The 22,475-nt window shown below is 60.1% G+C and carries 18 protein-coding genes; all 18 read right to left on the minus strand.

Annotated elements, in window-relative coordinates; all coding sequences use genetic code 11:
- Positions 1-98: 98 nt before the first annotated feature.
- Positions 99-1,475 carry a sigma-54-dependent transcriptional regulator gene (locus AC0MAZ_RS22110; protein WP_475859174.1) on the minus strand — a complete coding sequence of 459 codons (1,377 nt, stop codon included), beginning with the start codon at positions 1,473-1,475 and terminating at the stop codon, positions 99-101.
- Positions 1,472-2,689 carry a sensor histidine kinase gene (locus AC0MAZ_RS22115; protein ID WP_475861476.1) on the minus strand — a complete coding sequence of 406 codons (1,218 nt, stop codon included), beginning with the start codon at positions 2,687-2,689 and terminating at the stop codon, positions 1,472-1,474. Before AC0MAZ_RS22115 ends, AC0MAZ_RS22110 begins: the two co-directional genes overlap by 4 nt.
- 160 nt (positions 2,690-2,849) lie before the next feature.
- On the minus strand, positions 2,850-4,325 hold the full coding sequence (fleQ, locus tag AC0MAZ_RS22120; RefSeq protein WP_186714839.1) for a transcriptional regulator FleQ: 1,476 nt from the start codon (positions 4,323-4,325) through the stop codon (positions 2,850-2,852).
- A gap of 166 nt (positions 4,326-4,491) precedes the next feature.
- Positions 4,492-4,788, minus strand: a complete 297-nt coding sequence (gene fliT, locus AC0MAZ_RS22125) for a flagellar protein FliT (protein WP_186714840.1) — start codon at positions 4,786-4,788, stop codon at positions 4,492-4,494.
- 14 nt (positions 4,789-4,802) lie between these two features.
- Positions 4,803-5,198: a flagellar export chaperone FliS gene (gene fliS, locus AC0MAZ_RS22130; RefSeq protein WP_475859176.1), complete on the minus strand. Its 396-nt coding sequence runs from the start codon at positions 5,196-5,198 to the stop codon at positions 4,803-4,805.
- A 131-nt stretch (positions 5,199-5,329) separates the two neighbouring features.
- Positions 5,330-6,739, minus strand: a complete 1,410-nt coding sequence (gene fliD / locus AC0MAZ_RS22135) for a flagellar filament capping protein FliD (RefSeq protein WP_475859178.1) — start codon at positions 6,737-6,739, stop codon at positions 5,330-5,332.
- A 78-nt stretch (positions 6,740-6,817) separates the two neighbouring features.
- Positions 6,818-7,177, minus strand: coding sequence for a flagellar protein FlaG (locus AC0MAZ_RS22140; RefSeq protein WP_234560338.1), 360 nt, complete (start codon positions 7,175-7,177; stop codon positions 6,818-6,820).
- Between the two features lie 72 nt (positions 7,178-7,249).
- A complete protein-coding gene (locus AC0MAZ_RS22145) occupies positions 7,250-8,104 on the minus strand; it encodes a flagellin domain-containing protein (protein ID WP_186714844.1) in 855 nt (284 codons plus the stop codon).
- Positions 8,105-8,353: 249 nt separating this feature from the next.
- Complete coding sequence (locus AC0MAZ_RS22150) at positions 8,354-9,289, minus strand: ketoacyl-ACP synthase III (protein WP_475859180.1); 936 nt, start codon at positions 9,287-9,289, stop codon at positions 8,354-8,356.
- Between the two features lie 271 nt (positions 9,290-9,560).
- On the minus strand, positions 9,561-10,451 hold the full coding sequence (locus AC0MAZ_RS22155) for a class I SAM-dependent methyltransferase (protein ID WP_475859182.1): 891 nt from the start codon (positions 10,449-10,451) through the stop codon (positions 9,561-9,563).
- 48 nt (positions 10,452-10,499) lie between these two features.
- Positions 10,500-11,465, minus strand: a complete 966-nt coding sequence (locus AC0MAZ_RS22160; RefSeq protein ID WP_475859183.1) for an NAD-dependent epimerase/dehydratase family protein — start codon at positions 11,463-11,465, stop codon at positions 10,500-10,502.
- On the minus strand, positions 11,462-12,595 hold the full coding sequence (locus AC0MAZ_RS22165; RefSeq protein WP_475859185.1) for an FkbM family methyltransferase: 1,134 nt from the start codon (positions 12,593-12,595) through the stop codon (positions 11,462-11,464). The genes AC0MAZ_RS22160 and AC0MAZ_RS22165 overlap by 4 nt, the downstream gene beginning before the upstream one ends.
- A complete protein-coding gene (locus AC0MAZ_RS22170; protein ID WP_475859187.1) occupies positions 12,588-14,432 on the minus strand; it encodes a thiamine pyrophosphate-binding protein in 1,845 nt (614 codons plus the stop codon). The genes AC0MAZ_RS22165 and AC0MAZ_RS22170 overlap by 8 nt, the downstream gene beginning before the upstream one ends.
- Positions 14,433-14,434: 2 nt before the next feature.
- Positions 14,435-15,544: an N-acetylneuraminate synthase family protein gene (locus tag AC0MAZ_RS22175; protein WP_186714849.1), complete on the minus strand. Its 1,110-nt coding sequence runs from the start codon at positions 15,542-15,544 to the stop codon at positions 14,435-14,437.
- 149 nt (positions 15,545-15,693) lie between these two features.
- Positions 15,694-19,206, minus strand: coding sequence for a glycosyltransferase family 2 protein (locus AC0MAZ_RS22180; protein WP_475859188.1), 3,513 nt, complete (start codon positions 19,204-19,206; stop codon positions 15,694-15,696).
- A 68-nt stretch (positions 19,207-19,274) separates the two neighbouring features.
- Complete coding sequence (gene rfbH / locus AC0MAZ_RS22185; protein WP_234560345.1) at positions 19,275-20,597, minus strand: lipopolysaccharide biosynthesis protein RfbH; 1,323 nt, start codon at positions 20,595-20,597, stop codon at positions 19,275-19,277.
- Positions 20,590-21,666, minus strand: coding sequence for a CDP-glucose 4,6-dehydratase (rfbG, locus tag AC0MAZ_RS22190; RefSeq protein ID WP_234560346.1), 1,077 nt, complete (start codon positions 21,664-21,666; stop codon positions 20,590-20,592). Before rfbG ends, rfbH begins: the two co-directional genes overlap by 8 nt.
- Positions 21,648-22,418 (minus strand): glucose-1-phosphate cytidylyltransferase, encoded by a 771-nt coding sequence (gene rfbF / locus AC0MAZ_RS22195; protein WP_234560347.1) that lies wholly within the window; start codon positions 22,416-22,418, stop codon positions 21,648-21,650. Before rfbF ends, rfbG begins: the two co-directional genes overlap by 19 nt.
- Positions 22,419-22,475: the final 57 nt, after the last annotated feature.

Raw genomic sequence — 22,475 nt, forward strand, 5'->3', positions numbered from 1 at the left:
TCTCCGGCTGCCGCACTTTTTTTGACACTCGTGCAGCGAATGGGTTGGAACTAGCAAGAGGAGTGCCAGCCAACCCGAAAATCATTCAAAACGACGCATCAACCGAACAGGCTGGCCTCGACATCCAGGCCCGCGTCACGCATCTGCGCCAGCTTGTAGCGCAAGGTGCGCGGACTGATCCCCAGGCGCTCGGCAGCCTCCTTGCGACGGCCGCGCTCGGCACGCAAGGTGTCGATGATCATCTGGAACTCATGACGACGCATGTCGTCGCCCAGCCCCCCAACCTCGACAACCGGCTCAGCAGGTAATGGCTCAATAGTGGCCACTTTCGGCGCCGACAATGGAATGGCGCCAGCCAGACAGAAATCCGCCGCCTCGATCACACCGCCCTGCTGCAGGATCAGCGCCCGCTGCACGGCGTTATCCAGCTCCCGCACGTTACCCGGCCAGGCATACGCCTGCAGGCACGCCCGCGCCTCGCTGGACAGGCACACCTGGGCATGGCGCATCTTGCGGGCATGGCGCGCCAGCAGGCGCTCGGCCAGCGGCAGGATATCGGCAGGACGCTCGCGCAGGGAGCGCCAGGCCATGGGGAACACCGAAAGGCGGTAGTACAGGTCTTCACGGAAACGGCCGGCCGCCACCTCCCCCACCAGGTCGCGATTGGTCGTGGCAAGGATGCGGATGTCCAGGGCGATGGGCTTGCGCCCACCGACGCGCTCGACTTCGCGCTCCTGCAGCACCCGCAGCAGCTTGGCCTGCAAGCCGAGCGGCATCTCGGAAATCTCGTCCAGCAGCAACGTGCCGCCGTCGGCCTGCTCGAACTTGCCCGCCTGGGCGGCGATCGCCCCGGTGAAGGCGCCCTTTTCATGGCCGAACAGGGTCGCCTCGAGCATGTTGTCCGGGATTGCCGCGCAGTTGATCGCCACGAAGGGCTGGTCCGCCCGCCGCGACTGCTGATGGATGTAGCGCGCCAGCACTTCCTTGCCGGTTCCCGACTCACCGGAGATCAGCACGGTGGAGTCGCTTTGCGCAACCCGTGCCGCCAATTCCAGCAATTGCCGGCTGGCCGGTTCGCACGCCACCGGCCCTTCGTCATCGCTGCCGGCAGCGCTGCCGACGGCATGACGCGCCACCAGGCCGTTCAGCGCTGCGGGCTCGAAAGGCTTGACCAGATAATCGACAGCCCCCTGGCGCATGGCCTCCACCGCCCGCTCCACCGCCGCATGGGCGGTCATCAGCAACACCGGTAGCTGCGGGTGCTGTCGACGCAGCTGGGCGAGCAGTTGATGACCGTCCATGCCCGGCATGTTCACGTCGCTGACCACCAGGCTGAACGACTCTTCAGCCACCGCCAGCAAGGCCTCCTCGGCACTGCCGACGGCTCGGTGGCAGAAACCGCCGATCTCCAGGGTATCGGCCAACGCCTGACGCAGAACCCGATCATCCTCGACCAGCAGTACCTTGACGCTCATTGATTTACCTCCCCACGGCCGTCGATCAACGGCAGCAGCACGGTGACACAGGTACCACGGCCAAGCCTGGAGCGTAGCTGCAGGGTGCCGCGGTGCGCGCGCACCACCGCCTGGACCACCGCCAACCCCAAGCCGGTGCCAGTCGCCTTGGTGGTCACGAATGGCTCCCCCAGGCGCGCCAGCAACTGCTCGTCGATACCGCTGCCGGCATCGCTGACGCACACGCGCAGATTGTCGTCGCGACGCGACAGGTGCACCTTGAGTTTCGCCGGCCCACTACTGGCCTGCAGGGCATTCTCGATCAGGTTGAGCAAGGCGCCGACCAGGGTGTCACGGTTGCACAGCAACTCCCCGAGACGACTGTCGCACTGCCAGCGCACCGCATGCCCCTCGACATGGGCATGAGCCGCCTGCTGCAGCGCCTGGAACAACGCCTTCGGGCTGATCCGGTCATTGAGCGGCAATTCCCCGCGGGCGAACACCAGCATGTCACGCACCTGGTGTTCGAGCTCGTGGAGACGCTCCTTGAGGTTGCCGGCAAAGCGCAGCCGGGTTTCGTCCGTCAATACCTGCTGCGGTTCGGCCAGGTGGCTGGCATAGAGCATCGCCGCCGAGAGCGGCGTGCGGATCTGATGCGCCAGGGACGCGATCATGCGCCCCAGCGAGGACAGGCGCTCGTGCCGCGCCAGCTGATCCTGCATACGGCGGGTTTCGGTCAGGTCGTTGAGCAACACCAGCTGACCCGGCTCGGCATCCAGCGAGCGCGTCGCGATGGACAGGCGACGCCCGTCACGCAGGGAGACCTCATGGCCGTCATCATCACGCGGCGCGAAACTGCGGGCGATCGCCTCGCGCCAGCGCATACCGATCAACGGCTCGCCAAGCAACTCGCAGGCCGCCGGATTGGCTTCGCGCACGCACCCTTCGGCGTCGATCACGATCACCCCGCCCGGCAGCAGGTCGAGCAGGTTCTGCAAGCGATTGGCCAGGCGCTCCTTCTCATCGAGCTCGGCCATGCGCTGCGCACTGACCACCGCCAGCTCGCCCTTGAGCTCGCTGACCCGCGTCTCGAGCATGGTGTAGGACTGGCTCAGCTGGCTGGAAACCTGATCGAACAGGGCGAACGCCTGCTCAAGACCCTGCCGGCTTTCCTGCTCGAGCGGGGTGTGCCCGCGCTGATCGGCGGCATGGGAACGGTGGGCGGCCTGGGGCATCGTGCTCTCTCGCATGGCTGACCGTCATAAAAACGGTATGTTGCCTGCGCTGTAGCAATAGCCGTGCCGGAGATGGGGATAATCGACTGCAGGATCGTTGATCGAAGGCAATGGCCGGGACTGTCACAGCCCCCGACCATTGCGTCCAGGCAAGACGGGATCAGTCGTCCGCCTGTTCCTCGCCACCTTGGCGGCTCATGCCGTACTTGCGCATCTTCTCCACCAGCGTGGTACGCCGGATGCGCAGTCGTTCGGCAGCCCGGGCAACGATGCCGTTGGCATCATCCAGCGCCTGCTGGATCAGCCCCTGCTCGAGGCTGCCGAGGTAGTCCTTGAGGTCCAGCCCCTCGGGCGGCAGCATGGCGTGGCTGGCGAAGTTCGGCGCATGGCCATTGATCGCCACGCGCTCCTCGAGATCGGAGCGCAGGCTGTCGACCAGCTGTTCATCCTCGTCATCCACATAACGGAACTTCTTCGGCAGCTCCGCCACGCCGATCACCCCGTACGGATGCATGATTGCCATGCGCTCCACCAGGTTGGCCAACTCGCGGACGTTGCCCGGCCAGCCGTGGCGACACAACGACATGATCGACGCCGAGTTGAAGCGGATCGAGCCGCGCTTCTCGTGCTCCATGCGCGAAATCAGCTCGTTCATCAGCAACGGGATGTCTTCGACCCGCTCACGCAATGGCGCCATCTCGATCGGGAACACATTCAGCCGGTAATACAAATCTTCGCGGAAGGTCCCGTCCTCGATCATGGTCTCGAGGTTCTTGTGCGTCGCGGCGATGATGCGCACATCGATGCTCTGGGTCTTGTTGCTGCCGACCCGCTCGAAGGTACGCTCCTGCAGCACGCGCAGCAGCTTGACCTGCATCGGCAGGGGCATGTCGCCAATTTCGTCGAGGAACAGCGTGCCGCCGTTGGCCAGCTCGAAACGCCCGGCACGGCTGGTGATCGCCCCGGTGAAGGCGCCCTTTTCGTGACCGAACAGTTCGCTTTCGAGCAGCTCCGCGGGGATCGCCCCGCAGTTGACCGGCACGAACGGTGCCTCGCGACGCTTGGAGTGGTAGTGCAGGTTGCGCGCCACCACTTCCTTGCCGGTGCCCGACTCGCCAAGGATCAGCACGCTGGCATCGGTGTCGGCCACTTGCTGCATCATCTGCCGCACATGCTGGATGGCACGGCTGGTGCCCACCAGGCTGCGGAACAGGTTGGGCTCGCGCTGGCGACCACGCTCGCGGGCCTGGTCGTACATCTCGCGATAGACCTGGGCACGGTGCAGGGAGTCGAGCAACTGGCTGTAGCTCGGCGGCATCTCGAGGTTGGACAGCACACGGCGGCGCAGGTCCTCGGGGAAGTCCGCAGAAGAAATTTCACCCAGAAGCAGAACCGGAAGGAACTCATCCCACCCGGCCACTGTCTTAAGGAGCCCCAGCACGCTGGCCGGGGCATTTACGGTACCGATCAGGACACACAGCACTTCACGGCTGGAAGACAAACCCTCGACCACCTGCTGCCAGTCGTCGCTGGAGCAGGACAGGTTTTCTTCGCCGAGAAAATTCAGGACCACCGCCAGATCGCGGCGGCGTTCGCTGTCGTCATCGATCAGGAGAATCTTGGTTTCACGCCACATGCAATAGCAACTTCCCTAGTCATATCGGCGCCCGAAGGCGTGCACGACATCATTCCGACTGAATGGTCAGTGTTCGGACGTCTGAATTTCGAAAACAGCCACTAGTAAAGTCAAAAAACGGCACACAGTCAAATTTATGGCGCGCTGATTTTTGTGTAACCTGTGGTCAGGTGAACAAATGGTATACCTTTGTCGCGTTTTCTGCCTGACGTATCTTCGCCATCTCGTCGACCACTGATTGACGCTCGCCACTTGCAACTTCGATTAGCTGCCGATAGACAGCCTGCAGCTGCTCCAGACTGGCACGCACCTCATCCTCGTTCGACAACGCCTCGGCCAGCACATCGTCGACGCACAGGCGGCACTCCAGATCCAGCTCGCCAACCGCCTCCCAGTCGCGACTGGCCAGGGCGGCGAGCAGCAGCTCGCGGGTCTGGTCGATACGCTCGATCACCTCACTCATGACAACCTCCTGGTTCAGGGCGCCGGCTGCTGTTCGCCGATCGCGTCCCAGCCTTCCTTGACCGTGATCAGCAGACGCGCGACTTCGTCGATGATCTCGGGATCGCTCTTGACGTTGGCCTCGACCAGGCGACGACTCATGTAGGTGTACAGGTTGTCCAGGTCGGTCAGGCTGTCGGCATGGTTCTCCAGGTCGAGACCCTCGCGCAGGCCGCCGATGATATCGATGGCCTTGCCGATCAGAATGCCCCTCTGGGCGATATCCTTGCGGGCAATGGCGCCCTTGGCCTGGGCCAGGCGGTCGAGACCACCCTGCATGAGCATCTGCACCAGGCGGTGCGGACTGGCTTCAGAAGTCTGTGCCACGCCATTGACTTTCTGGTATTGCCGAAGGGCCAACATCGGGTTCATGGATCTACCTCGTTGCAGCGAAAAGGTGCATATACCTCTTGTATCGCCGCCGCGTCAAAAAACTTTAGCCGGAAAAGACAAAGCCCGGCACGCCTGTGAGGCGCCGCCGGGCTTTTGTCATGCGCGATCGATCAGGACTTCTTGGCCTGGGCGTTGATTGCCTCGAAGATCGAGGTGATCTGCTCGCCCTGCTTCTTCATCTTGGCCAGGGCCGCGTCGAGCGCGGAGAATTTCTTGGTCAGCGACGCTGTCAGCAACTCGGTACGACGATCCAGTGCGGCCTGCTGGTTCTGCAGATCCTTGGTCGCCTTGTCGAGGTTGTTCTTGCGCGAATCCAGCGTACCACCAGACGCATTGTACGGATCAATCGCCTTGTTCATTCGCTCGAACAGGCCATTGGTACCAGAGAACAATTCCTGAATTTCCGGACCGAGCTTCTTGTCGTTCAGCGCAGCATTGAACTTGGTGCTGTTGAACTCAAGCGTACCATCATTCTTGGTATTGACACCCAGCTGACTGAGGGTAGTCAACTTGTCACCGGCACCTACATCAGCCAGCACCTTGCGTACGTCACCCACCAACGAACGCGTGGTCGGATCGTTGGTCAGCGGACCAAGGCTCTTGACATTGCCACTCGCATCCTTCTCTGGCGTTACCAGCGAAGTGATAGCCTTCTGCAGGGTGTTGTAGGCATCGACGAACGACTGTACCGACTTTTGCAGCCCTTGATTGTCAAGGGCCACAGTCACTTTGGTGCCAGTGGCGGCGCCCGGCGCAGTGGTACCGGTAAGCTCGAGGGTCAGGCCACTGATCGCCTTGTCCACGGTATTGGTCGGACTGGTCAGTTTCAGTCCATCGATGGAAAATTCCGCATCCTGGGCCTTCGCACTGATGTAACCGGCACCGCCTCCCGAAATCGGCTGGGTACCGTCGATAGCCAGTGCCGCAATACCGCCAACAGAAATATCACTACCTGCACCAGTCGTGGTGGAGCTGAACACCAGCCGCGAACCACCTGCCTCGTTGATGATGTTGGCAGTGATCCCCTTGGTGCTCATTTCCTTGTTGATCTGATCACGCACGGTCTGCAGTGTGGCGCCGCTGGCAACGGTGACCTTGTAGTCCTTGCCATTCTGACTGATCACCAACTCCCCGGCATCGATCGGCGTCGCCGCTCCACCGACGAACTTCTGGCTGGCGACCTTGGAACCAGTGGCCAGCTTGTCGACCTTGATATCGTAGGCACCGGCAACCGCAGTGTTGCCAGACTTGATCTTGACCACTTTTTCGTCGGCGGACGTGCCGGCGAATGCATTGAAAGAAGGAGCATCCTTGTCGTTGAGCTTCTTCATCGCATCCTGGAACGCCGTGAGGGCGCTGCGCAGGGAGCCGATGCCGGAGATCATCGCCGAGTTGTTGCTCGTCTGCCGGGCAATCTGATTGGCCTTGGCCGATGTATCGGCATTCACCAACACTTTGACGATGTTGGCGATGTCGAGCCCATAGCCTGCACCCGTGCTGGTAGTAATCGGGCTTGCCATGCTGTTGCTCCTCTCTTCAATGCGTCAGCCCCGCTCCTGCAAGGCCAACTTGAATTACATGATGGTGTTCGCCGCCGGTCAGACCTTGGCGTCGAACAGAACACTCTTGACATCGCTCAGGCTATGAGCAATCCGCAGGGCCTCTTCGGAGGGCAACTGTCGGATCAACTCGCCCGTTTCGCTGGCGATGACCTTGACCACGATCTTACCGGATTCTTCGTCAGTGACGAATTCCAGGTTACGTCGCGTTTCCTTCAAAAACTTCTCGATTTCCGAGACAGCGTCCTTGACCTTGTCGGCGCCCTGCACCTTGGCCGGATCCTGCCTTTTTTCGCCGTCGCCGGGAACATTCACAGACCGGGCAACCGGTTTATCGGCAACCTGCTCGGCCATCCTTGCGGCCGGGTAAGACAGGTTCAGCTTGACGCTCATGTCCATGTCCACCACCTCACAATGAAAAGGCGGGGAAGCGCCTGGAGAGCACTTCCCCGCCATCAGCTATCAGGCAGATTAGCCCAGCAGCTTCAGGACTGCCGACGGCAGCTGGTTGGCCTGGGCCAGAACCGAGGTCGAAGCTTGCTGCAGGGTCTGCTGCTTGGTCAGCTGGGCAGTTTCAGCAGCGAAGTCAGTGTCCTGTACACGGCCACGAGCAGCTTCGGCGTTCTCGTTGACGTTCTGCAGGTTGTTGATGGTGCTGGTCAGACGGTTCTGGGCAGCACCCAGGTCAGCACGCGAGGTGTTGATTGCCTGCAGAGCGTCGTCGATGGCGCTCATGGCAGCAGTGAAGTTGGCTTCGATGTTGGCGCTGGTGCCAGTGATGGCCTTGCCGTTCAGACCGCTCAGAGCGCCACCGGTGCCGGTGCTCATCGAGGAGCTCAGGCTGATGGTGATCTGGTTGTCGCTACCGATGTTGGAGCCAACCTGGAAGGTCATGACACCCGAGCTACCGTTGAGCAGCTTCTTGCCGTTCAGTTCGGTGCTGCTGGCGATACGGTCGATTTCCTTCAGCATCGACTGGAACTCTTTGTCCAGTGCTTCACGGTCCAGGGTGCTGTTGGAGTCGTTTCGCGACTGGTTGGCCAGTTCCCGCATGCGCTGCAGCATGTTGGTCTGCTCTTGCATCGCGCCTTCAGCGGTCTGGGCGATGGAGATACCGTCGTTGGCGTTCTTGATAGCCATGGTCTGACCACGGATCTGCGAGGTCATGCGGGTAGCGATCTGCAGGCCGGCGGCGTCGTCTTTGGCGCTGTTGATTTTCAGGCCGGAGGACAGACGGGTCATCGAAGTGCTGAGTGCGTCGGAAGCACGGTTCAGGTTCTTCTGAACGCCCAGAGAGGTGGTGTTAGTGTTTACAGTCAAAGCCATGACGAATTCCTCGTTGGATTGGGTACTACGGCTTCCGGCCTTGGCAATTCGCCGGGTGGTTGGCCTAGAGAACCTTCGTAATGTTTATCGTCGCCAGGGCAGTTTGCTTTAGGGCGAATTCTCAAATTTTTTACTGGCACCCTGCCACCCTCAATGAATTCAGGGATTTGACGCCAGAAACTCAACCCCAGAACAAAAAAAAACGCCGACCACTTGTGGTCGGCGCTTCTGCTGAACACCCACTTTCGGTCAAGTGGCGCGCTCGATAATGGCCGACCCCCAGGACAGGCCCACGCCAAAGCCACTCAGGGCGACGCGCTGGTGCTGCGATCCAAGCACATGCTTCTCCAGCAGCAGCGGGATGCTCGACGAAACGGTATTGCCGGTTTCGACCATGTCCTTGACGAACCTGGCCTTGTGCTCGCCTTCACAGAACCGCGCGGAAACGGCATCGACAATCGCAGCGCTGCCTTGATGCAGGCAGTACAGGTCGACATCCTCGGCCTTCAGTTGACTGGCCTCGAGCAACTGCTGCAAGTGCGCAGGCACCTTGACCAGGGCGAAGTTGTAGACCTGACGACCGTTCATGAAGAACTTGCCGTCGGTGGTACGCAGATGCTCGGCACCGGCACCATCACTGCCAAACAGCGACTTGCCCAATTGCCAGATCGCCCCATCACCCATCCAGGTGGCGGTAGCGGCGTCGCCGAACAGCATGGTGGTGTTGCGATCCTCTGGGTCGACGATCTTCGAATAAGGGTCAGCGGTCAGCAACAAGCCGTTCTTCAGGCCTGCGGCCTCCATGAAGCCCTTCATCGCGTACAGCCCATAGACATAGCCCGAGCAGCCCAGCGAGATGTCGAACGCGGCAAGGGCGGTCGACAACCCAAGCTTGTGCTGAACGATGGCCGCCGTGTGCGGCAGGCCTTCCGCGTCACCGTTCTGGGTGACGACAATGACGACATCGATGGACGCCGGGTCCAGTGCCGGATTGGCAGCGAACAGATTTTTCGCGGCCTCGACACACAGGTCGGAGGTTTCCTGGGAGACACCCTTGCGCGGCAGGAAGGTCGAACCGATCTTGCCGAAAATGAATTCTTGATCCTTGCCGAATTTCGCACCTTGGGCGTAGTTGTCGACGCCCTCCACAGGTACGTAACTGGCGATGCTTTTAATGCCAATCATTGTGGCTTCCCAATGGAAATGACGAAAAATCACGGGGCTGGCGACCAGAACCATACGCCTGGCCTGGCATGTCGACATGGCTGCCCGCAGACTCAATGCATGTGTGATGCACGTTTTGACTGCCAGGTCACGGTTATACGACCAATCCTGTAATCCACGCAATGCCACCTGCGCTATTGAAGCGCCCGAAGACCTCACGGCGTCAGGCGGCGGCATTGCACCGCCGGCCTTCATTTCAACGCCAATGCCACTGCGACATTACCCGCAGTACTTATGCCTTCCTTACCATGGCCTGCAGAATCCGAGAGGCTGAGCTCAATCGTGGGTCACTCCCTATAGGAGTCGATTGCACATTCAACAATTTGAAACCGCAGGCCAGGAAGAGGTTAGCGAGCGCAGCAGGTGAGAAAAAGTTGATATGTTCGTGCCAATGCCGCTTTTGCGACGGTGAAAGCGCCTGGTTGCCGACCATGAGCGCCTCATGCGGCAACTCCACGTAGAGCAAAGTCTCATCCCCCATGCAGTGACGGATCTCGGCAAGCACATCCGTTGGATAGGGAACATGCTCAAGCACCTGGCGGCAGACAATGAGATCGTAAGCGACGCCGTCAACATCGTCCTTTGCGACGCTGCGAGTACCCACCACGGTAGGTTTGCGGTCGATATCAAAGATGTCAGTCTGGTACCCATCCCCCTTGAACGGAGTGTTCGTGCCATCTCCCCCTCCCCAATCAAGGATGCGCACGGGGCTGAGGTACTGCAGAATGTAATCGATCGTCAGCCCCATTAGCTCGCTAGGCGCCCTCAGGGCAAGATTTCGCGCCTTGAAGCCGGGTTCATAGTGTTCTCGAAGCGCTTCGTATGCCTCACCGTAGTAGCCGTCATACAGGCAGGCCATCTCGCGGTCGGAAAAACGAATGTCCAAGAACAACAATTCACATTGTGAACAATGAAGTGTATTGCACAGGCAATACGCCATACCTTGAGGAATGGATTTCAGACCCCACTGCTCATCAATGAGAACAGGCGCCAGCCCCAATGCCCGATGGGAAACGAACGGCATGAGAATAGCCGGCGACCGTTGCAGTTGCACACCACCACAGCAGATGCACTGTTGAGCCACGCGCTCACGTCGCAACGAAGCAGGGAAGTCGTTGTTCATGCTTGCATTCCTGATACATCAAAGAAGAAGAGAGTCATTACGTACCGGTCAACGACCCACATGCTCCGCCGCATCCCGTATCGACCTTGCCAGGTTGTAACGCAGGGATAGCCCCAGTTCATCACGCGCCTTGCTGATTGCTGGCACGTAACGATTCCGGAAACTTCCAGGCGACTCTTCACGCTGAGCAATGCGCACAAGCTTCCCGGGCGCGAGTGTGTCGCGAACCAAGTGTGCCAGTTCACCGATCGTAATGACCTCATCAGAGCCTACGTTGTAGGCATGCCCTGGCTTCCCGCTACTCAGGAGCACCTCTAGCCAGTGCGCCAGATCTCGCTGATCCATGTAGGTACGCACGGGCGTACCATCGCCATTCACTGCAATGACGGGTGAACCAAGCGCATCCCTGATGAAGTTGCCGATGGCGAAATGCACATCCAGAGGCAAATCACGCCCGACGAAGGCAAAACAGCGGGCAATCACAACATCAAGACCGTGCCGATGGCCATACAGGGCGCAAAGATGCTCGGCACAGCGTTTGGCCACACTATATGCATGTCCTGGCTCGAGCGGATCCGGCATGCCATTGTAACTTTCCACGATGCTCCCCATGCCTTGCGGCTGAGGACCATAAACGCCACCAGAACTTGTCAGCAGGAAACGCGGAATACGATTGGCAACGGCATAGTCCAGCAGATGCCGGGTTCCGTCGACGATCTGCAGATAGCGCTCCAGCGGGCCGAGGGCAGGCCCGGTTGTCGAGTCAGCAGCCGCATGCAGCACATGCGTAAAATTCCGTGATACCGGCAGCGAATCCGGCACCAGAATGTCACCTTCATGCAGGCGCAGCCAAGGCTGGCCCGCAAACTCAGGGTACCGCTCAAGGAATGCATACGGCATCCGACTTAGCACAGTAACCTTGGGTACCTGGGCGCCGGCATCTGCACATTCCTGCCAATGCCGCAACAATGCGCGCCCGAAAAATCCAGTACCCCCGGTCAGTAACACGTTCATGGGTTGGGTACAGCGTAGAGGACCGACTCGAATGTATTCGGGCAATGCTGGCGGATGTAGAAACGGTAGTTCGGGCAGAAATTGAACAGCAGCTCCGGCAACTCCCAGAGATCTTCCGGGTTATGGTAGAGCGATACGATCAGCGTTGGACGGCTGCGACGGATGATCTGCTCGCCTCCCCTCAGCACCTGAGCCTCTGCCCCTTCGACATCGAGCTTGATGAGGTCAACCGGCAGACAGGGCAGCATTTGATCCAAGGCTACCGCTGCGATCGAAGTGCCAGCACCATCCTGACTCAGGGAGCAAGCCTCTCCCTGTCCGGCGTTGAACGTCAGGATACTGTAGGTCTGGGCAGCGGCCATGGGCAAGCAAACGGCGTTGGTACCGCCAAGCGCTACCTGCCTTACCAGACGACTGAAGTTTTCCGCATCAGGCTCCAGCAAAAACGCTTGCTTGCAGGTAATGTCGGGACACGCTATCAGCTCTTCGTAACTGTCACCATCATAGGCACCGCAGTCCACGTAGGTGATACCGTGGCCCCGCAACGCAGGCAAGGTCAATTCATTGATGTAGCGCGCCTCGCTGGAAAGGTAGCTGGCGTATTCCATATCCAGGCCAAGACGGAACGCGCACATGCGATACAGGATTTCCCGACTTTGCTCATCAGCCAATTGCTCGGCCACTCCAGCAATTCGTCCCATTGCCTCTAACAGGAACGAACGGGCGCTGAGCCAGAATCGCCAGCCAAGATCTTGGGAAAATTGCTCGTACAGCATCCACGGCATCAACGGCGGTGCGAAACCTGCCTCGGCGGCAATCGTCAGCAGCTCATCATACGGCGTATCGCGATTGAAGATCCCAAGCGCCAGCCGCGCTCCCGAATGCTCCCGCGCCAATGCCCGCCAGTCCAGCACAGGCAGGTCAAGCACGGTTGCCACACGGGGAGCGGTCTCGACAAAGCCCGCCACGACAATACCTTGTTTCTGCATCGCCGCCGCCAGGCTTCGACCGAAGTTGCCCGCACCAAAAATCCAGATGACGCTGCCTGGTTCGATATGTGTCCGCGGCAAACCGGCCGCCTGCTCACGCAGGGCATTGAAATCAGCAGTGCGATAAGTCTTGTCAACCATTGCCGTTGGCTCCTGAGTCAGTGACGGTATGGGGGATTGCGCGTATGGCCAGGGCCTCGTTGCGTAACTGCTCGAGTGTCGCCTGCTCAAGGAACGGGTGCATGTCGTCCAGCTCTGGCGTCACGAATGCACCGTTAGCATCGACGCGAGATTTGATGCGCGGCACGAACTCTTGCCGAGGATCAACGTGCAAGTCGATGAGCAGTGGCCCGTTGCAGCCCAAGAGCTCATCGAGCCGGCGCAGATCCTCCTCACCGTGGATCGATTCGGCCCGCAAACCATAGGCGCGAGCAACGGCGGTGAAATCAGGGAACTCCACTCCCGATTCGGGAGTTGCGCCAATCACACGACCGAAGAAGTTCTCATGCGTCTGCCAGATGGAAAGATAGCCACGGTTGTTCAGAACAATCACGATGAGATTGGCCGCGACGGTTTTCAGCGTCTGCAACTCCTGGATATTCATCTGCAGGCTGCCATCGCCCGCGAAGCAGATCACCCGCCGCCCATTCTCCTGAGCAGCAGCCGCTGCAGCACCCAGGGCCGCCGGCAAGTCATACCCCATGGAGGCCGAGCCGGAGTTGCTGAACAAACGCTGACCAGACTGTAGCGCTCCCACCTGGAACGGCAGGATGCACGCAGAAGCATTGCCACAGACAACAATGTCGTCAGGACGCATCTGAGCAAAGATACGCTCTACCATGACATAGGGATTGAGCGCCGCCCCAGCTTGCTGGCGATGCTCCGCAATAGCCGGGTAGGTCTCGCCAATGCGTTTGCACCATTGCACCCAAGCGGAGAAGTTCGGCAGGACGCAACGCGCCAGCTCCTCCTCGAACATATCCAGAAAATCATTCAGGTCTGCGACAACCCCGAGGTCTGGACGAACGGTGGGCTTGTTCAGTTCCGCAGCATCGATATCCACCTGAGCGACCCAGGCGTTTCTCGCAAAGGCCTGCCAGTTGTAGCTCGTCTGTCTCACATTCAACCGTGACCCCAACACCAGCACGAAATCAGCGGTTTGCAGACAGAAGTTGCCAGAGCGCGTACCGATGGTGCCAGGGCGCCCGGCAAACAGCGGGTGGTCACTGGCAATCAGGTCGTGAGTCCACGCAGTGGCCAGAGGGATACGGTAGCGCTCGACCAAGGCCAGCAAGCGCTTCTCCGTAGCCGAAAGCCGAACCCCCGTACCACCCAGGATCAGCGGTCGATGCGACTCCAGCAAACGACGGGCGATCTGCGTGCAGGCGCTCCTCAGACCTTCGGCCGGAGCAGGCCGAGTCAGAACCGGGGCGGGAATATTGATCGACGCGGTCGACTGCTGGATGTCCAGGGGAATATCAAGCCATACCGGCCCAGGACGTCCGCCAACTGCCTCGGCGTAGGCGGTGGGCAGCATGTCCTCAAGGTCTTTTTCGCTGCGCACGATCCGGGCATATTTGCAAACCGGACTGGCCATCGCGATGGTCGGCCCCTCCTGGTCACCCAACTGCCGCAGGCCCGGCACGTCCTGGAAGGAAACACAGGTTTCACGCTTGATCTGACCAGAGATCACGATCATCGGAATCGAGTCGGTGAATGCGCCGTGCACACCATTGAGAGCATTGATCGAACCCGGCCCGGTGGTCAGCATCACCACCGCAGGCTTGCCGGTGACCCGTGCGTACCCCTCAGCAGCCATGGCACATGCCTGCTCATGGTGCATGAAAGTGCAACGCAGGCCCTCATGCCCACCAAGCGCCTGATTGAGGAACATGGCACCGCCGCCAGTGACAGTGAAGACTTGTTCGACACCCTGCTGCACCAACCACTGAGCGATCTGCTCGGAAACACGCTTCATGCTCAAAGCCCCCTGTTCAGGATCAGGTTCTTGAGCGCGGGCGTTTCGCTGTAGGGGCCGTCGATATGCTCGATAGTCAAGCGCTCGTTGGCCTTGATCGACTGCAAGAGACGCTCGCCATTCATCACCTCACGGCACGACAGCTGCCCTTTATGCAACGGGATGGCCAGATAGAAATCCTTTTCGAATTCGTCACGCGTCAGCACATAACCAGGCTCCAGGTCACGTCGCGCATAGGCGCCGCGCACGAGGGCGTTGAGATACTCGGTTTCCTTGCGCGAGATGATGCGTCGGCTGGCACTCACGCCCCCGCACATTTCCTTGGCCTTGTGGAATGCCTTGTACCAACTGTCGCACTGCTCCGGCAGCGAGCAGTAGTTGGAGACCGGAACGCCCTCATACTGTATGTCGATATGACGCTCCCAGGTACGGGCTCCTTTGCCGTAGGAGATCAGCATCGACGAATGCCAGTCGTGATACTCATGGGTAGACAAGCCAATCACGTGACCTGGATAGCGATTGCGCAGATAGTCGATCTGATCCAGGTGCAGTTCATCATCTTCACTGGGGTAGAGCGAAACGCAGTGGTTTATCGAAAGCGGGATGTCACGCTTCTCGAAATATCGAACTACGTCATCGAGGTCCTTCTCCGATGCCCCCCCAGTCGAGATGATGGTCGGACGGCGCGTGGAGGCGATCTTCTCGATCAATGGCCAGTCATTCATGTCAGAACTGGCAATCTTGAGAATCGGCATGTCGAACTCGACGCACAGGTCTACCGAGGCCTCGTCGAACGGGGTAGCCATGGGAATGCAACTCAGATTGCGGACTTCCTCAACCATCCGGGCAAACTCGGCCTTGCTCAGTCGAGTGTCCTCGGTCTTCTTCACATAGCGCAGCTCTGTCGTACCCTTGAAGTCCGGGTGGATGAATTCATCGACGTCGCGAAACTGCAGTTTTATCGCAGCCTTGACATTGTTGAAGCGTGCGATTGCGCCGTGATCTCGAATGATCTTCAGCCCCCGCTCCAGGCTGCCCCAGTGATTGTTGGCCAGTTCAAGCACGAACAGGTTTTCGAACAGATCTTTGTCACGTTGGCTGATGGTTTTCATTAAAGCTCCCCTGCTCACTCGCATGACTGAATGGATGTCGGCGCCCAGATCTTGGTCCGTCTGGACTACCGCAAATGGATGATGACCTTGCAGTGCACCGATCCTGTAAATGTTGTGTGGATAATCGCGGCCTGTTGCGTACCCGCCCGTCAGCCGGGGAGCCAGGCCTTTAGTCGCGTCTGGATATGGTCCTCATCCAGCATCCACTGCGTCAGGACCGCTTCCTGCAATGCATCGCCACACCTGGCGCTGGCCTCCGGCTCCGCCAGGTACATCCGAATGGTTTCAACCCAGTCCCTGGAAATGTTCCTGACCGGTATCACAGACAGCCCTTGCAGGGACCAAACGTCACTGCAGACCACAGGCACTCCGCACGCGGCATATTCCAACAGGCGCGACGGGCTTCGGCATTCGCCGAGCAAACCCGGAGCCAAGGGCGCGATGGCCAGGTCCAGATTCAAGGAGGCAAGCTTTACCGGATATTCATCGAACGACACCGCATCATGCTGCTCGCTAAGATAAGGGCGAAGAAGCGACGGACACTGACCCAGACATACCCAGTCGACTTCCCCATGCAACTGCTGGACGATCTCCAGTAACAATGCCTGCTCCTGCGCGCCCCCTCCTTCAACCCACCCGAGGCGAGGACGAGCACTGAACCGCCGCTGACTCCGCAACCCGCTCCAGCGAGCCGGATTCAATCGATCAGGGATTACACGAACATCCGCGCAGGTATCGCGCAACGCTTCGGCCAATCCCGACGTCGCCACCAGCAACCGGTCGGCCATGGCAGACAAGCGACGCAGCGCTCCGTCAACCGGCGCCGACAGTGAATCCCCAGCCTCTGTGCAATACAGAGTATCGACCTCCAGCACCTTGAATGCCGATGTGAACCGTGCGTTTTTCCGCAATGCCTCGACCTGCGTCTCGAGGCGAGGCGGCTGCATGACCCATGCGTCAGGCTGCAAACGTTCGAGCTCAACCGGCGAATAATTGCGAAGGGCCAGACGGATATCGGCCTGACCGTTGCTCCTCATGGCCAGCGCGGGATCGATGATGCGGCTATGTCCACTGGCTTCGAAATCCGCAGGCATCGTCAACACCACGGGCAGCGGACGCCAGCTTAAATAACGGCAGGCGAGCCCGGGATCGGTTTCCAGCGTAAAACCAGAACCTTGCAGAGTCAGATTGCGGTTGTACGCCGGATCATGAGCAATTAGAGGCAACCACTTTCGCAACAGCGCATCTTGCTGCGCTTGCCCTTCGTCACTGGTCGCAGCCTCCTGCCCGGACACATCACGACCCTCGCAGAACAGAACAGCGTGAGGCGTCCAGACGGTGAGATAGCCCGCTTGCATCGACTTCAGGCACAAGTCGATGGCTGCGCCAGAGCCGTTGAATTGCAGCATGTCCAGGCCACCCAACGCCTCGAAAAGCGAGCGCCGGATCATCAGGCAGGCAGCGGAAACCGCGCTGTAGTTCTGATCCATTTCGAGGCGGCGCATATAGCCCAAACCATTGGTCTGGCCACTGAAGGCAGTACTTGCTGCACCGTTGAGTCCAAGCACCATGCCGGCCTGCTCCACCGTGCCACCAGGGTGCAGCAACTTGCCGCCAACAATTCCCACCTCCGGGCGCTGCGCGTGGTTGAGCAATGCATCCAGCCAGTCGCTGTGGACCACCGTTGTGTCACTACTCAACATGAGCAGGTAATCACCTCGGGCATGCTGGACAGCACGCTGCATGGCCACCGCACCACCGCCGGTCAGCACACTGATGCCACCCACTTGCTGGGACGCAAGAGCATCGAGCCAGACCCGCGTGGCCCAATCAGCCTCGCCATCGTCCAGCAGGAGAATCTCATAGCGGGGATAGGTGGTTGTTTCCATCAGCGAGGTGATGCAGTGCTGGATCTGTCCAGCTTGCCCACCAATGGGAACGATGATCGAGACCAGCGGCTCATCCCCGTGGCCGTAATGGATTCGATGAATGCCTGGAAGGTGCTTCTGCACCCTTGCGCGCGTATACCCACGACGGTTCAGATGCTGGGCCACAACAGCCTGCGCCTGCGGACTATGGGCCGGCCGGATGGCATCTGTGATGAATACCGGCTCACTGACATGCGCAAGGCCGTCCACGCCGTCACTGCCCTCAATCAACCACAGTAGCAGGGCAAGCTCGATCGCACCGGCACATGCCGGGTCAAAACCACCTGCGTCGAGGAATACCTCACGCTTGTAAAGCCAGTGATACGCCATGTCTGCTGGCGCGCTCAGTAGCATGTCGAGGTTGAAGTCCGGTCGCAGTATCGTTTCCATATCGCCGGAAGGATGGCGGACGACCTCATCGGTGTAGAACGCGCGCACATTCGCCGATGCCAGTAATTCCAGGGCAAGGAGGGCCAACCCAAACGTCGTGAACGTCGTCCCGGCGCGAACGAAGCACAACCACTGTCCGTGACATTGATTCAGCGCGACTTCGTTAAGGGTTTCAGCTTCGGCATCGCCCGGCAGATGGATACCAATGAATGGGTAACCTTGCTCCAGCAAGCTTTGACGCGTGACTTCAACCGCACCTGGCTGGCCATCCGGCACGAGAATAAAATCGAAACGAGGCAATGCTTGCTGGCATGCCTCCAGGCGCTGGATGATCAATTCAGCCTGGGCATCATTGGGGGTACGCTGGCGCAGCCACTGCCTGACCATCTGGCTATGCGCAAACGCTGGCGTCGCAGCACCCTGTTCCACGGAAACGTCATTGAGCAAACGCGGCTGGATCGGCATCGCCTGTGTCTTGGCAATAAAGATATCAAACTGTTCCCAGAAGCGATTCTGCAGCCTGGCATAGGTCTGCGAAACAATATCCAGCCCGGCAACGGCCTGAGCGACTGCTTCATCAGAATCCTCAAAGGCCAGACCGTGAGTACCGAACTCGCCACCACCAATAGGCACACCGTCAAAAAAGGGTGACTTGAGAATCACTGCCGGGCAACCGCATAGCATTGCTTCCAGCGCAATGGCCGTGGATGAGAAACAGTAGACGCGCTCACTGCGCCGGAAAAGCTCAGCCATTTCCTCCGGCGTAGCGGGCCACTTGCTCGTGATGATGGTGCATTTCGCAGCCAGCTCTGGGTACTGCTGCAAGGCATCGATGTAACGCCCTGGATACAGCAACCAGCCCTTTCGATGTTGATCGAAACTGTTAGCCTGGTTGTTGAAAATCGACGTATCGATGGGCGGCATGAACAGAATGTGGTCGTCACCAAGCCCTTCAGGAAGCAGGTTCTCGCCATACGCGAAAATCATGTCCGTGGCGGGGAACTCGCTGTCGCCCCCCAACAATCCTGGCACATTCAGCAAGTACCGCACGACCGATTGCCCATTGGCAGGGTTACCCCGCACCACCTCCGGATACACCACGATCGGTTGACGCCCCGCCTCAGCATGTTGCTGCTCCAGGATGTCAGTCAGCAGGGGCGTATGCCACAGCGGATTGGTCTGCTTGGCGAACAGCAGATACGCATCCTGCCCGCAACGATTGAGCAGATGGCAGATCAGGTGGGTCACACGAATGCCCGCCGAGGTCTGACGGTAATCCGGAGCGTAGATGTAGTACGGACGCTTCGGTGCCGTGTGCAACGGCGGGTAGGTGCGGCTGGCCATGAACTATCCTTCGAGCCTCTGCTTCGGTGGACGATTGAGCTTGAAACGCGTCTGTTCGAAGCAGTTCATCAACGCAACCTGCGCACGTACTGTTCGATCGTGCTGGCAACGTGCTCAAGATGCTCTTCGCCGAGCCCCGGCCACAAACCCGTCCAGAACGTGTCCTTCATCACCTTGTCAGTGACATGTAGATCGCTGGCCACGCGGTACTGCTGGTCCTTCATATAGGGCTGGCGGGTCAGGTTGCCGGCAAACAGCAAACGCGTACCGATCTTGTGTGCATCGAGGTGGCGCAGCAGGTCCAGGCGATCGGTGCCGCAATTGTCGCGCAGGGTCAACGGGAAGCCGAACCAGGAGGGATCACTGTTGGGGGTCGCGTGGGGCAGGATCAGCTGTTCGGCGCACCCGGCGAGGCGATCGCTGAGCCAGGCGAAATTGCGTTTGCGCGCGGCGATGAAGTCATCCACCCGATCCATCTGCGCCAAGGCGCAGGCGGCTTGCATGTCGGTGATCTTGAGGTTGTAGCCCAGGTGCGAGTAGGTGTACTTGTGGTCGTAACCTTGCGGCAGGTCGCCAAGCTGCCAGCAAAAGCGCTTGCTGCAGGTGTTGTCCTCGCCTGGACCGCAATAGCAATCCCGCCCCCAGTCGCGGAACGACTCGACGATGCGCTTGAGCAAAGGCGAGTCGGTGAACACGGCCCCGCCCTCGCCCATGGTGATGTGGTGCGCCGGATAGAAGCTCAGCGTTCCCAGGTCACCGAAGCTGCCAACCTGGCGACCGTCATAAGTGGCGCCCAGGGCGTCGCAGCAGTCCTCGATCAGCCACAGGCCATAGCGGTCGCAGAGCTCGCGCACCACCTTGAGGTTGAACGGGTTGCCCAGCGTGTGGGCCAGCATGATTGCCTTGGTACGCGGGCCGATAGCCGCTTCGATCAACGCCGGGTTGATGTTGTAGGTGCCCATCTCGATATCGACGAACACCGGCACCGCGCCGAACTGCAGGATCGGGTTGACCGTAGTCGGGAAACCGGCAGCGACACCGATGACTTCGTCACCCTTGCGAATGGCACGGTCACCCAGACGCGGCGAGGTTAGCGCGGAAAACGCCAGCAGGTTGGCCGATGACCCGGAGTTGGCAGTCAGTACGCCGCGTCGGCCGAGATAGCGGGCCAGGCGCTTTTCGAAGGCCTGGTTGAAACGGCCGGTGGTCAGCCAGCCATCGAGCACCGCCTCGGTCATGGCTTGCAGCTCCGGCGCCCCGATGACCTTGCCCGACGGCGGTATGGCATGCTGCCCGGGTACAAATTGCGGGGTCGCCAGTTCCAGCTCCGCATAGCGGCCCACGAGCTCGGCAATTTGCTGGCGCAACTGCTGCGCCGTTTGATCAGTCATTGTTTTCGCCTTCATGTTCCGCGATCTGTGCACGGCTGTATTGCTGCATGTCCTGGCCGTCGCGCCAGGCACGATGCCAATCGAGGGTTCGTTGCAGGGCCTGCGGCAAGTCCCAGCTCGGGCGCCAGCCCAACCGTTGGCGGGCCCGGGATGAATCGAGGGTGAGCAGCCCCGCCTCATGGGGCTGGTCGAGCGATTCGACCGCCCAGCGCGCATCGCCGGACCACCGCTCGGCCATGGCCTGGACCACCTCGCCAACGGTGGCCGTGCCTTCGCTGTCGGGGCCGAAGTTCCAGGCCTGGGCAACCGCCTGACCCTGTTCGACCAACGCCTGGGCCAGAAGCAGATAGCCTTGCAGCGGGTCGAGCACGTGCTGCCACGGACGCACCGCGCCCGGATAGCGCAGGGTCAACGACTCGCCCGCATCCCAGGCACGCAGGATGTCCGGCAGCAACCGGTCGGCCGACCAGTCGCCGCCGCCGATCACATTGCCGGCGCGGGCGGTCGCCAGCGCGACACCGCGCTCGCGCAGGAAGGAGTCACGCCATGAGACACAGAGCAGCTCGGCACAGGCCTTGCTGCTGCTGTAAGGGTCGTGACCACCGAGGGCGTCCTGCTCACGATAGGGCCATAGCCACTCGCGGTTTTCGTAGCACTTGTCGCTGGTCACCACCAGCACAGCGCGCACCGTGTCGCACTGGCGCACGGCCTCGAGCAGGTTGAGGGTGCCGATGACGTTGGTGGCGTAGGTGTCCGCTGGGGTCCGGTAAGACTCCCGTACCAGAGGTTGCGCGGCGAGGTGCAGGACCACTTCGGGACGGAATGCCTGAAGGCTGCGACGCAGTTGCTCGGCGTCGCGAATATCGGCGAACTCGCCCGCCAGGCACTCAGCCAGGCGAATGCTCTGGTGCAATGCCGGCTGGGTCTGCGGGGCAAGCGAATATCCGTACACTTCAGCACCAAGCTCGCTGAGCCACAAACCCAGCCAGCCACCCTTGAAGCCGCTGTGGCCGGTCAGGAATACCCGACGCCCGGCCCAGAATTCGCGGCTTACGGCCATACCCGCCATTGCGCCTCTCCCAACTTCCAGCGCTCTTCGAGGTAATTGCGGTCACGCAGGGTATCCATCGCTTGCCAGAAGCCCCGGTGGGTGTGGCTCATCAATTGACCGTCCTGCGCAAGCGCGCGCATGGGTTCGTATTCCCAGGTGGTGTCGTCACCGTCGATGTAGTCGAAAATGCCAGGCTCCAGCACGAAGAAACCGCCGTTGATCCAACCACCGTCGCCCAGTGGCTTCTCCTGGAAACCCCGCACCTGCTCGCCCCGCACATCGAGCGCGCCATAGCGCCCAGGCGGCTGCACCGCAGTTACCGTCGACAGCTTGCCGTGGCTCTTGTGGAAGTCGATCAACGCCGGAATATCGACGTCGGCCACGCCATCGCCATAGGTGAGGCAGAAGGTGTCGTCGCCCACGTAGTCACGCACGCGCTTGATCCGCCCGCCGGTGGCGGTGTTCTCACCGGTGTCCACCAGCGTTACTCGCCACGGCTCGGCATTGCGGTTGTGAATGTGCATGCGGTTTTCCGACATGTCGAAAGTCACGTCGGACATGTGCAGGAAGTAGTTGGCGAAGTATTCCTTGATCACGTAGCCCTTGTAGCCCAGGCAAATCACGAAATCGTTGATCCCGTGATGGGAGTAGATCTTCATGATGTGCCAGATGATCGGCTTGCCGCCGATCTCGATCATTGGCTTGGGGCGAAGGTGTGATTCTTCGCTGATGCGTGTACCCAGGCCGCCGGCCAGGATGACTGTTTTCATTGTCGACTTACCTTGGAAGGCCGCGGCCCTGGACGGGCTGACAAAATACTGACCAAT

Source organism: Pseudomonas sp. A, from assembly GCF_056270345.1.